At 67.6% G+C, this 14,032-nt stretch carries 13 protein-coding genes; 9 read left to right on the top strand and 4 right to left on the bottom strand.

Annotation, left to right across the window (positions count from 1 at the left end; genetic code table 11):
• Both B1964_RS19445 and B1964_RS19440 read left to right on the top strand, forming a co-directional pair.
• A partial coding sequence (locus B1964_RS19445; RefSeq protein ID WP_079930936.1) for an RNA methyltransferase occupies positions 1-623 on the top strand: 623 nt, incomplete at its 5' end.
• A gap of 100 nt (positions 624-723) precedes the next feature.
• Positions 724-1,863 (top strand): phosphatase PAP2 family protein, encoded by a 1,140-nt coding sequence (locus B1964_RS19440; protein ID WP_172398902.1) that lies wholly within the window; start codon positions 724-726, stop codon positions 1,861-1,863.
• 25 nt (positions 1,864-1,888) lie between these two features.
• Here B1964_RS19440 and B1964_RS19435 read toward each other — a convergent pair whose 3' ends face one another.
• Together B1964_RS19435 and B1964_RS19430 are read right to left on the bottom strand one after the other, a co-directional pair.
• On the bottom strand, positions 1,889-2,638 hold the full coding sequence (locus B1964_RS19435; protein WP_006371872.1) for a VTT domain-containing protein: 750 nt from the start codon (positions 2,636-2,638) through the stop codon (positions 1,889-1,891).
• Between the two features lie 96 nt (positions 2,639-2,734).
• Positions 2,735-3,451: a VTT domain-containing protein gene (locus B1964_RS19430; protein WP_006371873.1), complete on the bottom strand. Its 717-nt coding sequence runs from the start codon at positions 3,449-3,451 to the stop codon at positions 2,735-2,737.
• A gap of 154 nt (positions 3,452-3,605) precedes the next feature.
• Here B1964_RS19430 and fbaA point away from each other — a divergent pair, with 154 nt between their 5' ends.
• Positions 3,606-4,640 (top strand): class II fructose-bisphosphate aldolase, encoded by a 1,035-nt coding sequence (fbaA, locus tag B1964_RS19425; RefSeq protein ID WP_020169950.1) that lies wholly within the window; start codon positions 3,606-3,608, stop codon positions 4,638-4,640.
• 170 nt (positions 4,641-4,810) lie between these two features.
• Positions 4,811-5,065 carry a hypothetical protein gene (locus B1964_RS19420; RefSeq protein WP_079930933.1) on the top strand — a complete coding sequence of 85 codons (255 nt, stop codon included), beginning with the start codon at positions 4,811-4,813 and terminating at the stop codon, positions 5,063-5,065.
• Between the two features lie 412 nt (positions 5,066-5,477).
• Here the strand turns inward: B1964_RS19420 and B1964_RS19415 are convergent, their stop codons facing one another.
• A complete protein-coding gene (locus B1964_RS19415) occupies positions 5,478-7,211 on the bottom strand; it encodes a hypothetical protein (protein WP_079930932.1) in 1,734 nt (577 codons plus the stop codon).
• Between the two features lie 676 nt (positions 7,212-7,887).
• On the opposite strand from B1964_RS19415, the gene B1964_RS19410 reads away from it, so the two are divergent.
• The 3 genes from B1964_RS19410 (at position 7,888) to B1964_RS19400 (ending at position 11,543) form a co-directional block, all read left to right on the top strand.
• Positions 7,888-8,316 (top strand): DUF3151 domain-containing protein, encoded by a 429-nt coding sequence (locus B1964_RS19410; protein WP_006371877.1) that lies wholly within the window; start codon positions 7,888-7,890, stop codon positions 8,314-8,316.
• 34 nt (positions 8,317-8,350) lie between these two features.
• Positions 8,351-9,454, top strand: coding sequence for an FUSC family protein (locus B1964_RS19405; protein WP_079930931.1), 1,104 nt, complete (start codon positions 8,351-8,353; stop codon positions 9,452-9,454).
• A gap of 91 nt (positions 9,455-9,545) precedes the next feature.
• Positions 9,546-11,543, top strand: coding sequence for an amidase (locus tag B1964_RS19400; protein ID WP_079930935.1), 1,998 nt, complete (start codon positions 9,546-9,548; stop codon positions 11,541-11,543).
• On the opposite strand, the gene B1964_RS19395 is transcribed toward B1964_RS19400, so the two are convergent.
• Positions 11,516-11,938, bottom strand: coding sequence for a YrdB family protein (locus B1964_RS19395; protein ID WP_079930930.1), 423 nt, complete (start codon positions 11,936-11,938; stop codon positions 11,516-11,518). The two genes, B1964_RS19400 and B1964_RS19395, sit on opposite strands and share 28 nt — an antisense overlap.
• 238 nt (positions 11,939-12,176) lie before the next feature.
• On the opposite strand from B1964_RS19395, the gene B1964_RS19390 reads away from it, so the two are divergent.
• Together B1964_RS19390 and B1964_RS19385 are read left to right on the top strand one after the other, a co-directional pair.
• On the top strand, positions 12,177-13,118 hold the full coding sequence (locus tag B1964_RS19390) for a cation diffusion facilitator family transporter (RefSeq protein ID WP_172398901.1): 942 nt from the start codon (positions 12,177-12,179) through the stop codon (positions 13,116-13,118).
• 169 nt (positions 13,119-13,287) lie between these two features.
• Positions 13,288-14,032, top strand: a 745-nt coding sequence (locus B1964_RS19385; protein ID WP_079930928.1) for a hypothetical protein, incomplete at its 3' end; no start/stop codon positions are given.

The raw sequence follows: 14,032 nt of genomic DNA, 5'->3' as shown, positions 1-14,032 counted from the left end.
CGGCGGTCGGGGTGGGGCCCTGGGCGGCCGAGCACGACGGTCCGCCGCCGGATGACCCGCGCTACGACGCGCACCTGCTGGCAGCAGGCGACACCCGTAATGTCGTTGACGCCTACCGATATTGGACGCGCGAAGCGATCGTCGCCGACATCGACTCCCGGCGGCATCCACTGCATGTGGCCATCGAGAACTTCGCCCACGACGCCAACATCGGCACCGTGGTGCGCACCGCCAACGCCTTTGCGGTGGCCGCGGTGCACATCGTCGGACGTCGGCGGTGGAATCGCCGCGGCGCCATGGTGACCGACCGCTATCAACACCTCGAACACCACGACACCGTCGCCGACCTGATCGCGTGGGCGCGCGAAAAGAATCTGAAGGTCGTCGCCGTCGACAACACCCCCGGCGCGCAGCCGTTGGAGACCGCCGAACTACCGCGCGAATGCGTGCTGCTCTTCGGTCAGGAGGGGCCGGGCGTCAGCGCGGATGCGCAGGAGCAGGCCGATCTGACCGTCTCGATCGCACAGTTCGGCTCCACCCGCAGCATCAATGCCGGGGTGGCCGCGGGAATTGCCATGCACGCGTGGATTCGTCAGCACGCCGACCTCGGGCAGGCCTGGTAGTCGCACTCGGCTGAGCTGCCCGGCGTGGGTGACGGTGCGGCGAATGCGACGTGAACAGCCGCCCCCGCCTTGCCCGGAGAGTCGGACATCAGTCAGAGTGATGGCCATGTCGTTGCGTGTGCGCTCGGTCCTGCTCTCGATGTTCGTGGTGCTCCTGATGCTCGGGGCGCCCGTTGCGCACGCGGCGCCGGCACCGGCCACCGCGCCCGCGGGATTCTCCACCGCGCAGCTCGTCGGTCCGTTCGCCTCCGACGTCCCGCCGGGCGGAACGTATCTCCCCGAGCTCGACGGCTTCGCGGCGCTGCGCGCCCAGCGGCCCGACCTCATGAAGCAGAACCTCGCAAAGGTTGTGTCGGTCAACAACTCCGCGACACCGGCCCAGCAGGCCGACGCCGTTGCGATCAACTACGACGACCGGATCGTCTCCCTGTCGCAGGCGTTGGGCACCAGGGTCGGTACCGCGTTCCGGCAGCTGTTGGCCGCGGGCAAACTGCCCAAGGCCGCGCAGTTGGTCAAGGGTGACGCCGCGCGTGCCGGAATCCCGTTGCAGACCACGCTGATCGAGAAGCAGTACTACAACAATCCGCGGCCCTTCGTCGTCGCGCCCGCGCAGATCAAGCGCTACAACCGGCCCGGGTCGGATCTCTACGGCGACCTCGCCGGCAACGGCTCGTACCCGTCCGGCCACTCCAGCCAGGCGTTCTGGCAGGGTGCGCTGCTGGCCTACTGGCTGCCCGAGGCCGGACCGCAGATCCTCGCCCAGTCCGGCCACATCGGACTCAGTCGCATGGTGCTCGGCGTGCACTATCCGCTCGATGTGATGGGCGGACGGATCATGGGTCTGACCGTCGCCTCCGAGCGGCTCTCCGATCCCGCATTCGCCCGGCTCGTCGACGCCGCCGGTGATCAGTTGCGCGAGCAGCTCCGAACCGCGCTCGGTGAGCCGGTGGCCCGGGCGCTCGCCGACGACCCGACCGTGGCCTCGACGTCGCAGGCGGTGTCCAATGCCCAGGAGCTGATGACATTCGGATTCCCGCGGATCTCCCCGAACCAGGTGAACGTCATCCCGGCGCAGGCCGCGGCGCTCCTGCGCTCGCGATTCCCGCACCTCAGTGACGCCGCGCGCCTCGACATCCTGCGACGCACCGCCATTCCCGCCGGCTATCCGCTGGATCAGGCCGGTGCCAACGGGGGATGGGTGCGCATCGACCTGGCCGCGGCGTACGCGGTGAGCGGGTAGCGTCTGACCGGCCTGCGCCGTCGACTCAGACGGTGTCGGTCCGCCGGTCGTCGGCGGGCGCTGCGGTGACGTCTGCCGCGGCGACGTCTGGGACCGGGGCGCGCTTGGCGGCCCGGCGCCTGCGATACCACTCGATAAGCATCGGTGCGATCGACAGGATGACGATCAGGATGAAGATCGGCTCGATGAGCTTCTGGATGAATTCGAACCGTCCGAGCCAGTAGCCGAGCAATACGATGCCCGCACCCCAGACGATCGCGCCGACCACGTTGTAGACGGCGAACACCGCCCACTTCATCCGCGCGGCGCCGGCGACGATCGGGGCAAGCGTGCGCACGATCGGCACGAAGCGAGCCAAGAAGATGGTGATCGGTCCGTGCTTCTCGAAGAACTCGTTGGCCTCGACGAGGTAACGCTCCTTGAGGAACCGGGCGTCGGGCTTGAACATCTCGGTACCGATGAAGCGGCCGATCCAGTAGCCGATCTGACCGCCGATGATCGCCGCGATCGGGACGAAGACGAGCAGTTGCCACAGCGAGGCGAACTTGTCGATGCCCTCGGTGCCCCCGGCACCCGCGGCGACGACCATGCCGGCCACGAACAGCAGCGAGTCGCCAGGCAACACCGGGAACAGGACGCCGGATTCGATGAGGATCACCAGGAGTAGACCCCAGAACGCCCAGGCGCCGAACCAGCTGAGCACGTTGATGGGGTCGAGGATGCCCGGCAGCGCGACCACGGTGGTGGTGGTGTGGGCAAGTGCGGAGTCGATCACGGGTCACCAGGCTACGCGGGCAGCCTGAGGGTTAGCCAGATGGATGCTGGCGGGTCGGTGTGTGGCGTGGGGCCGGACCGGGGACGGGTGGTGCGGTCAGGAGTGGTCGGCCGGCGTGGGTGAGGCCACCGGCTCCTCGACGATCGCCCGACGCGAGCGCAGAACCCGCTTGGCGACCTCGGAGATGATCGGCAGCACCGAGACGAACACGATCAGCAGGAAGATGTAGTCGACGTTGTCGCGGATGAACGCGATCTGGCCGAGGAAATACCCGAGCAGCGTCACCCCGGCACCCCACAGGATGGCGCCGACGACGTTGTAGGTGAGGAAGATCGAGTACCGCATCTTCGCCGCACCGGCGACGAGCGGGGCATAGGTCCGCACGATCGGGACGAAGCGCGCCAACACGATGGTGATCGGACCGTGCTTCTCGAAGAACTCGTGCGCCTCGACGATGTACTTCTCCTTCAGCACCTTCGCGTTCGGCCGGAACAGGGAGTATCCGAGGCGATTGCCGATGAGATAACCGACCTGGTCACCGAGGAAGGCGGCGATCGGGATGGTCACCAGCAGCACCCACAGTGGCGCGAACGGCTCGATGTCGGCGGACTTCGCGGCGACGATCAGCCCCGCGGTGAACAGCAGCGAGTCGCCGGGTAGCAGCGGGAACAGCAGGCCGGACTCGATGAAGATGACCAGCAGCAGGCCCGCGAGAATCCATGTGCCGAACGAGTTGAGCAGGTTGACCGGATCGAGGAACCCCGGAAGTAGGGCCAGATTTGTCGTGTTTGCGGCAAATGCGAATTCGGTCACGGGTCCCGAGGGTACCTGGCGGAGGCGAGCGTTCGCAGAACCTGCCGGTCGGCGACCCTCGGACGCCGCTGCGCGCGGTGTGAGCGACCTTGCCATACTGAACAGGAGTGACCCGACTCGAAGCGTGAAACCTTATCCGGTTGGAGGACGTGAAATGCCCATTGCAACCCCCGAGCAGTACGCCGAGATGTTCCAGAAGGCAAAGGAGGGTGGCTACGCGTTCCCGGCGATCAACTGCACGTCGTCGTCGACGATCAATGCGGCCATCAAGGGCTTCGCGGACGCCGGCAGCGACGGCATCATCCAGTTCTCGACCGGCGGCGCGGAATTCGGCTCGGGTCTCGGCGTCAAGGACATGGTGACCGGTGCGGTCGCGCTGGCCGAGTTCGCCCACGTCGTCGCCGCAAAGTACGACGTGACGATCGCCCTGCACACCGACCACTGCCCCAAGGACAAGCTCGACACCTACGTCCGGCCGCTGCTCGCGATCAGCCAGGAGCGCGTCGACGCGGGCAAGGATCCGCTGTTCCAGTCGCACATGTGGGACGGGTCGGCGGTCCCGATCGACGAGAACCTCGAGATCGCGCAGGAACTGCTGGCCAAGGCCGCCGCAGCCAAGATCATCCTGGAGATCGAGATCGGCGTCGTCGGCGGTGAGGAGGACGGCGTCGAGGCCGCGATCGACGACAAGCTGTTCACCACCCCCGAGGACTTCGAGAAGACCGTCGCCGCGCTCGGCGTCGGCGAGAAGGGCAAGTACCTGCTGGCTGCCACGTTCGGCAACGTCCACGGTGTGTACAAGCCCGGCAACGTGAAGCTGCGTCCCGACGTGCTGAACACCGGCCAGGAAGTGGCGACCAAGAAGCTCGGCCTGGCCGACGGCTCCAAGCCGTTCGACTTCGTCTTCCACGGTGGCTCCGGCTCGCTGAAGAGCGAGATCGACGAGGCCCTGAGCTACGGCGTCGTCAAGATGAACGTCGACACCGACACCCAGTACGCCTACACGCGTCCGGTGGCCGGCCACATGTTCAGCAATTACGACGGCGTGCTGAAGGTCGACGGCGACGTGGGCAACAAGAAGACCTACGACCCGCGCGTGTGGAGCAAGAAGGCAGAGACCTCGATGAGCGAGCGCGTCGTCGAGGCCTGCACCGACCTCAAGTCGGTGGGTAAGTCGATCAGCGCCTGAAGTAGTTGAACGCTCTCCGGTGAGCATCCCCGGGGGTGTCGGCGGCGGCGTCCGGTGAATCCGGGCGCCGCCGTTGTGCTTTCGTCCCCGCCGACGGCGCTCTGGTGGGCGCTGTGGGCGTGGGGGGACAGCGCTGTCGGCGCGCTCGGGTGTGACCTCAGAGAGTGAGGATGCCGACGAGAACAGCGACCGCGAGCAGGACCATCACGATCGCCGCACCGATGACCATCGGGTCGGGGCGACGATGTCGGTGGGCCCGACTCTGTGCGTCGTGGCCCGACGAGGAACGCGATGACGAGGACCGTGTCGACGAGGACTGTGTCGACGAGGACTGTGTCGACGAGGCGCGTGAGGAGTCGGGCCGCGCTGAGCCGGGCCGCGACGTCGCGCTCCGGGTTGCGTCGGGTGTCGGCGGCTGCGCGTAGGCGTGTGGGCCGGCGTGTGCAGCAGGTGTCTGCGGCGCGACGGGGCCCCGTGGCGGAGGGGCCTGCATCCTGCGCGGGTTCGGTTCACCCGGCACCGGTGGCGCGGGAGTGACGAGGGGCTCGGTGGCGTGTGTGAAGACGCTGTCCGCCTCCGCCGGGGGCGGCCCCCAACCGGCTGCCGGTGCAGCGGGAAATCCCGAATTCTGTTGTGGTGCAGGTCGATCAGCGTGATGTGCGCCGGGTACGGGAGGTCGGCCGTTGGGGACCGCCGGGCGCACTCCCATCGGCAGCGGCGGACGGTCGGGAGGCGGCGCCGGACGTTGGTGGCGACCTTGACCGTCGAATGGTCGAGTGGGCATCGCGTCGGCGCCGGCGTGGTCCGCCGGCGGATCACCCGCGGTGCGCTCGTCGGTCACTGCTGGTCGCAGACCTTCCAGTTGTCGCCCTGCTTTTGCAGGTTGATCGCGACGCGTTGCGGCTGGTTGGGCGTACTCGTATTGACGGCCGTCACCTCGACCAGCGCGGTGTTGCCATCGACGCGGACGGCGTTGATGCTCTCCACCTTGACCAGCTCGTTGCGGGCTTTCTGCGACTGGTAGAGCTTGGTCCAGTCGCCGTCCTGCATGTTCTGGTAGTAGGCGAGTTTGTTGCCGCAGGTGACGTTGCGCAATGTCTGCAGGTCGCCGTTGTACACCGCGTTGCCATAGGTCTTCGCGGCGTCGGCGGCCGCGTCCTCGGGTGCTTGCGGTCGCAGCTGGAAGTACGCGAAGACGCCGATGACGATCGCGGCAACGACGACGATCGCGGCGACCGCCGAAATCAGGATGCCCGTCCGACGGCGGCCGCCGTCCGACTTCGCCGGCTTCGGCTGCTTCTCCTGATCACCGGGGATTACCTGCGGCTGGTGGGCCGTGGTCGACCAGCCCTGGGTGGCAGCGGTTCCGGTCGCGGCGGCTGCGCCTGCGGCGACAGCACCTGCTCCGGCCGCCGCGGCGGGCTTGGTGAGGATCTGGGTCTTCGAGTCGTCCGCCGGGACCTGATCGGCCCCAGTCTCGTTGGCCCCAGTCTCGTCGGCGGGGGTCTCGGTGGCAGTGTCCGGTGCGGCCGGTGCTGCCGGCAGCTTGGCGGTCTCGGCCTCGCTGGACTCGGCGTCGGCGGGAATCTCGTCCCACTCGTCGTCTGCCTCAGCGGTCTCGGCTTCTTCGGCGTCGACCTTGTCGGCGACGTCCTCGTCGACGAGCGCCTCGTCCGCATCGGCCTCGGCGACGTGCTCCTCGGTCTGGTCGGAGTCGGCCTCGGTCTCCGGCACGATTTCTTCGCCTGCCGACTCCGCAACCTCGGCGTCGGGGGTCTCGGCGTCGGGGGTCTCGGAAGCAGGGGTCTCGACGGTGGAGTCCTCGGAAGCTGCGGCCTCGGAGTCGGTGTTCTCGGACTCGGTGTCTTCCGAGTCGGCGGCCTCGCTCACCTCGGCATCCGGCGTGGCCGGTTCGTCGGAGTCTGGTGCGACGGGTTCGGCTACGGCCTGCTCGGCGGCTGGGTCTTCGGTGTCCGGGGCAGCGGTCGCAGCGTCATCTGCCGCGTCGGACTCGGGCCGGTCGGCTTCGCTCGTGTCGGCGACTGTGTCGGTGCCGTCGGTGTCGGCGTCGTCTTTGTCCGAGGACGTTGCCGCGACCGCTGCGGCGGTACCGGCAGCAGCGGCACCTGCTGCGGCGACGGTGGCCGCGGCCTTGTGGTCGCCGTCGGAACCGGTCCCGTCGGAGTCGGTCTTGGCCGAGCTGGTCTCGTCGGCGGGAGTCTCGTCGGTCTCCTCGGAGTCGCCCTCCTCCGTGTCCTCTGCCTCGGCTGCTCCGGCTGCTTCGACGGGTGCCGACGCGGTGTCGGAGTCCTCGTCGGGACGACTGTCGTCGGGCTGCTCGGCGGCCGCCTCCGCGGGCACCGAATCGGTGGAGTTCTCCGCACCTGCCGCGCTTTGTTCGGCCGCGTCTTCCGAGTCGGAAGTCGCAGCGCTCTCGTCCCGTGCACCGCCGTAGGGGTCGACGTTCTCGAGATCCTCGAGGTCGGCGGCGTCGGGAAGGTTGGATCGGCTGATGACCTTGGTCGCCGAGTCGATGCCACGTCCCCCGCGCGGCCTCGGGTGTTCGGTCACCTTGTCTCCTGTATCCGTGGTGTCGGCCGAATCCGGCGAGGTGGTGTCTGCATTACTACCGTCGGCGCCGCTCTGGTCATCCGGTCGCTCGGATGCTGTAGGTCGCTCGGACGGCGACGCGTTGCGAGCGGGCTCGGCGGGTGGCTGCGTACGGAGCGGCCTCGTCTGGGCATCCGGACCGGCGGGAGGGGTGCCGGGGGATACGGGACGCCCACCGGTCGGTCCACCCTGGCGCGATCCACCGGGTGCGCCGGTCGGTCCGGACTGTGGTCGGGGCGGCACATTCGACGTCGGCCGCGACCCGGGAGCCGTGGGCCGCGGGGGTCGGCCGACGTCGGCAGGCTCGGACCCGCGTGATTCCCGCATCTTGCGCAGCTTCGAGAAAGCCCTGGTGACAGCTGACTTCCGGTCGTCAGACTGCGCCATCGGTCATCACCCAACCTTCCTCGAACACCACGCTCGAAGTTTGCCCACGAGAAATCCGTCCAACACTGAGAACGGCATCACACAACGTCACGCCACGAAGTGCGTCATTCACACTAGCGAACGGTCGCGCACATCATCACCTGGGGAGACTTGGTCATCCGATCGAACGGATGAATCCGACGTACCCGTCTCGGGGTCGACCTCGCGCGACGTGTCGTGGTCGTGCGCGCCGCGATGCTTGAATGGTGGGGTGACTTCCTTCGGAGACCTCCTGGGTCCTCAACCCGTCCTGCTGACCGGCGACGACGACGCCGAATCGGCGCTGCTCAACGGTGCCGAGCCGGCCGAGGTGGCCGCTGCGCACCCGACAGCGTCGATCGCCTGGGCGTACCTGGCCGAACGTGCGTTGAGCGGCACACCGGACACGCTCAAGGTGATCGAGGCCTACGCCTACGCCCGCACCGGATATCACCGCGGCCTCGACCAGCTGCGGCGCCACGGCTGGAAGGGATTCGGCCCGGTGCCGTGGAGCCACGAACCCAACCAGGGCTTCCTGCGCTGTGTCGGCGCGCTGGCCCGTGCTGCCCAGGCGGTCGGCGAGGAGGACGAGTACCTGCGATGCCTCGATCTGCTCAACGACAGTGACCCGAATGCCGCCGGACAGCTCGGTCTGAACTGACTCGGACTCCTTCCGACCCGATTTCGTGACGCCGATGACCACCTGGGCTCGCCGCCGCTACGAGGCGTTGCCGCGATTGTTGCGGGTGCGCATCCGCAGACTCTGGCTGTCGGCGGTCCCGATTGCGCAGTGCGCGATCGCCGCCGGCCTCGCATGGTGGTTCGCGCTGGAGGGGCTGGGTCACCAGCAACCGTTCTTCGCCCCGATCGCCGCGGTCATCTCCCTCGGGCTCTCCCTGGGCCGCCGATGGCGCCGATCGGTCGAGCTCGTCGCCGGCGTCACCATCGGCATCCTCGTCGGCGACCTATTGATCGTCGAAATCGGCAGTGGCGGTTGGCAGATCGTCGTGGTGGTGGCGCTCGCGATGGCGGTGGCGGTCTTCCTCGACGACGGCCCGCTCATCCCGATGCAGGCGGCGTCCTCGGCGGTGCTCGTGGCGACCCTGCTACCGCCGGGTGGAATCGGCGGTTTCCATCGCGCGATCGACGCCCTGACCGGCGGTTTGATCGGAATCCTGGTCGGTGCGTTGCTGCCCGCGAATCCTGCTGCCCGCGCCCGCCGGGACGCGGCCACCGTCCTCGCGACGGTCCGCGATGCCGCCCGGCAACTGGCCGAGGGAATGCGTGCCGGTGACGAATCCATGGTGTTCGCCGCGCTGGAGAAGGCGCGAGGAACCCAGGGGGCGATCAACACGATGCGACAGGACATGAGCGGCGGCCGCGAGATCAGCACGCTGTCCCCGCTGTACTGGGGGTCACGGCTTCGGCTGCAACGGATTTCGGCGACCGCGGACCCGATCGACAACGGGGTCCGCAACTTTCGGATCATCGCGCGACGGGCCCTGGGGATCACCCAGCGTGGTGAGGAGGTGCGTCCCGAACTCATCGAGATCATCGGCGATCTCGGGGACGCTTTCGAGATACTGCGCGAGATGATGCTCGCCGACCCGGGGCACTCGCCGGACCCGGCCGACGCCGCACGCGTCCTGCGCACTATAGCCCGCAAGGCGCGAGCCGAACTCGTCGCCGAACGCGGGATGTCGGAGACCGCGCTGCTCGCCGAGATCCGGTCGTTGCTCGTCGATCTGTTGATGGTCGCCGGATTGCGGCGATCGTCGGCAGTGGCGACACTGCGCTGAGTCGGCGAGAAGTAATGCTGAATCGGCAAATACAAGAATTCAGTCGCGCAACCCTGTGTCGACAATGACGAGAAAGGCCGGTGGGTCGATGGTGGACCGCGTTGACGTCGTGGAGATGAGCGTCGCAGAGATGCTCGATGCGCTCGAGTCCGGTCTCGTGACGAGTGTCGATCTGGTGTGCGCCTACCTCAACCGGATCGCCTACTACGACCGGACCGGTCAGTGTCTGCACGCCATCGCCGTGCTCAACCCGAATTGTCTCGACGAGGCCGCCGACTCCGACCGTCGTCGGCGAGCCGGAGCGGCCGGGCCGCTCGAAGGCGTCCCGTTCACCGTGAAGGACAGCTACAAGGTCAAGGGGATGACCGTGGCCTGCGGTTCGCCCGCGTTGGCCGATGTCGTCGCGGGAGAGGATGCCGCCACGGTCGCGCAGTTGCGTGCCGCCGGTGCGGTGCTACTCGGCAAGACCAACATGCCGCCGATGGCGGCCGGTGGTGTCCAGCCCGGCGTGTACGACTACGCGCGCAGTCCGTACAACCCGGAGTTCCTCACCGCCGCATATGGTTCCGGGTCGTCCAACGGTTCCGGAACGGCGGTGGCGGCAAGTTTCTGCGGCTTCGGGATGGCCGAGGAGACGGTGTCGTCTGGGCGTTCACCGGCCTCCAACAACGCACTGGTCGCCTACACGCCGTCCCGGGGTGTGCTGTCGATCCGCGGCAATTGGCCGTTGCGTCCGACCTGCGATGTGGTTGTGCCGCATACCCGTTCGGTCGAGGATCTGCTGATCCTGCTCGATGTGTTGGCGGTCGACGACCCGATCCGCACCGGCGACTTCTGGCGAGAGCAGACCCGCGTAGCCTTGCGCGGCCCGGAGGAGGTCCTCCCGCAGCCGGTGCATCGCCCGCGACCGAGTCGACTCGACGGTGTGCGGCTCGGCGTACCGCGAATGTACATCGGCGAGGACCGCGTACCACTCGATCCCCCGGTGATCACACCGTCGGTTCGCGCTTTGTGGGACAGGGCATTCGGCGATCTGCGCGCGCTGGGAGCCGAGGTGGTGGAGGTCGACTTCCCCGTCGTGTCGAACTACGAGCAGGACCGCCCGAGTGCCGACGGGCCGGCGGAACGTGGCCTCGTCCCACCGAACTGGCGTGCGCTCGAGGGCGGCACGATCACCGCGATGGCCCTCGATCAATTCCTGCGCGAGAACGGCGATCCCGCGTTGAACAGCTGGGCCGACGTCGACGGCGACACGGTGTTTCCCACCGGCGATGCACCGGTGGCGGTGTGGATCACCCGTGCGCGCGGCGGATTCGACTGGCAGCGGCTCGCCGAACTCGTCAAGCAGGGGCTTCCGGAGTCCTACGACGACGTTCCGGACATCGACCATCTGTTACGCGGGCTCGAGCAGGCGCGCACCGCGGACTTCGAGGACTGGTTGACCGAAAATGGCTTGGATGCAGTGGTATTCCCGGCTGCCGGCGGCGTCGGTCGCGCCGATCTGTTCTCCCGGACCGAGAGTCGTGAGGAGGCCATGCGCAACGGCGTCGTCTACTCCAACGGCAACCGGGTGCTGCGCCATCTGGGTATCCCGAGTGTGACGGTGCCGATGGGCGTCATGGGCGACATCCAGATGCCGGTCGGACTGACCTTCGCCGGAGCGGCCTACAGTGACGACAGGTTGCTGGATCTGGCGGGCGCCTACGAGGCCGCGACGACGCGCCGTGAACCCGCGTTCCTCACGCCGACGTTGCCCGCCAACCAGATCGAGCCGGCTGGTGACGTTGGTGACGGCGGTTCGCCGGCTCCGACGTACTCGGTCGACATCGGGCATACCGACCGCTCGTGGGACGTGAAAGTTCGTGTAGCCGAACAAGAGTCGGTAACCAAGGAGGCGACAGGGGTCCACGTGTGGGCCGACGGGCACCTGCTGCGACCTGTAGAAGGCGAGCCTGGGCTCTATCGCGGGGTGGTGTCCCTGAGTCGCAAGCGCCTGGCCGACGAGATGTTGATCCTGGTGAAGGCCGGTGACACCGCGGCGATGAGCATCGAAGCGCTCGATCAGGCCTTGCCGTCGATCCGTACCTGACCGATCGCGAAGACCCCGACGGCGATCGCGAGACATCCGATCGCCACACCGGCGCCCAGTATCGACAGTGCAGCGGCGGTGACCGCGCAGATCAGCATCACGCCGACTGCCACGCGAGGTGCCACCCGCAATCGTCGCGTGGCCTTCGGGGCCATCCATCGACCCCAGCAGACCCCGATGAGCGCCAACACGGCCAAAGCCAGGCCGATCCCACCGATCGGGCCCGCCGCCCGGGCACCCCAGTGGTATCCGGCTGCCGCGCTGCCCGCCCAGAGAGTGATCTCGACGGCGAACACCCCGGCACCCCAGAGGTACTCCGTGCCGTGGAGAGGCAGTGGCGTGACGGCGTCCGAGCGCGGAGAACGGGAGTTTTCGAGAGCGGTGCTCTTGGTCATGCCCCCGAGTATCCGCGTCGGAGGCGCCGATTGCAAGAGCAGTGCTCTCGATTTTGGGTGCCTGTGCCCGATCGGTGAAAAATGGCGCACGGTCGACGAGATTTGGCGCACGGTCGACGTCGATGAGCGCCAAGCCGACCGAAACATGCGCCCGATCGGCGGGGATGGCGGAGGCGAAGGGGTTAGGCACACCTAAGCCTTGCCATATATGCGTACTTGTGCATATATTGGCGGGGCCATGGGACATTCACATTCACACTCCGCCGCGCCGCCGCACTCCCACAGCCATTCGCATGTGGACGTGACGAATGCGTCGCAGCGTCGCGTCTGGCCGATGGCGGTGGCCGTCGGGCTGATCGGGTCGTACTTCGTCGTCGAACTCCTGGTCGGCTTCGCGGTCAACTCGCTGGCGCTGATCGCCGATGCCGGACACATGCTCACCGACGTCGTCGCCCTGGTCATGGGCCTCATCGCGTTACTGCTCGCCCGGCACGGCAAGGCCACCGACACCCGGACCTTCGGCTGGCACCGCGCCGAGGTGTTCACCGCGGTCGCCAATGCGGTCCTGCTGATCGGCGTCGCGGGTTTCGTCCTGTACGAGGCGATCGAGCGCATCGGGTCGGACCCCCAGGTCCCCGGTCTCACCCTGATCGTCGTGGCGCTGGTCGGTCTGACCGTGAACGTGCTGGTGATGTTCTTGTTGCGGGCCGATTCGCAGGAGTCCATCGCGGTTCGCGGCGCCTACCTCGAGGTGCTGGCCGATGCGGTCGGCAGTGTCGGGGTACTCGTCGCCGGCATCGTGGCGCTGACCACCGGATGGGGTTACGCCGACATCATCGTGGCCGTCGGCATCGCGCTGTGGGTCGTGCCGCGTGCCCTGCGGCTGGCCGTCGACGCCCTCCGTATCCTCAATCAGCAGGCGCCCACCCACGTCGACGTCGACCAGGTGCGTCGCGAGTTGTCCGAGATCCCCTCGGTCACCGATGTGCACGACCTGCACGTCTGGTCGCTGACCACCGGAATGGACGTCGCGACGGTGCACCTCGGCAGCGACCGGCCCAATGCCGAAGTACTCCCGGCCGCGCAGGCCGTGCTGTCACGCCATGGGCTCGGTCACGCGACCGTCCAGATCGATCCCGCCGACGATCAGCACAGATGCTCGGAAGATCTCAACTGGTGACAGCGGTCTGCCTCCAGCTCATGTGCTGAGGTCCTGCGTCGAGTCGTGCGGTGTTCCCGCGCCGAACTGCGCCACGGCAACGTTCTCACAATGACCCCTGGACGTGACTGCCCGCTCGGTCATACACTGCACGGCAAATGTATGACCTAAAGGTCCCCGGGAGGCGCTCATGACGGAAACGACCGACCGGCCTGCGGTGACGATCCGCGCCGTTCTCCGCTCGGCGACGAGGACTCGTTTCGATCGCATTCTGCTGGTGGTGATCGGGCTCGGGATGGTCTCGATCGCGGCCAATCTCTTTCTGCCGCAAGGCACGTTCTTGCCGGCCTGGTTGCTGATCCCGCAGGTGCTGGTGATCGCGGTGATGCTGCTCATGCACATCACACGTGTGCTCGGTGTGCGCGCGATGATCGTCTACTTCGTGACGATGATGGCGCTGGAACTGGTCTCGGAGTACGTCGACATCGCCACCGACGGTGGTTGGTACGGAGCGCATTTCGCGTACACGAGTCTGTGGGGGCCGCAGCTGTTCGGGGTGCCGATCGTGCCGCCCGTCTCGATCGCGGTGCTGGTGTGGCCGGCGTTCTGCGCCGCGTCGATCATCCTGTGCGGCGACTACTCCGTCGATCACCGTGGCCGGAGTTGGCTCACAACCATCTCGGTGGCGTTGATCGCCGGCATGTTCGTCTCGTGGATGCCGGTCATCTACGAGGCCATCTGCATCAAGATCGGTGCCTACACCTACCCGCAGATCGAGTCGGGGCAGGTGGCGGGCTACTGGGGGTCGCCGATCGGCTCCGACCACATGGCGATGCCGCTCCGCGTGTTCCCGGGATTCACGCTGCTCGTGTTCCTGCAGGTGGTCGTGCTGACCAGGGTCATCGGGCCCAGGGCCGCCGGCGCGCGGCTCCCCC

The organism is Gordonia sp. i37, from assembly GCF_002043085.1.
GTDB classification, from domain to species: domain Bacteria; phylum Actinomycetota; class Actinomycetes; order Mycobacteriales; family Mycobacteriaceae; genus Gordonia; species Gordonia polyisoprenivorans.
Note: the sequence above shows the minus strand (reverse complement) of the source record. Positions and strands in the feature narration are given on the sequence as shown.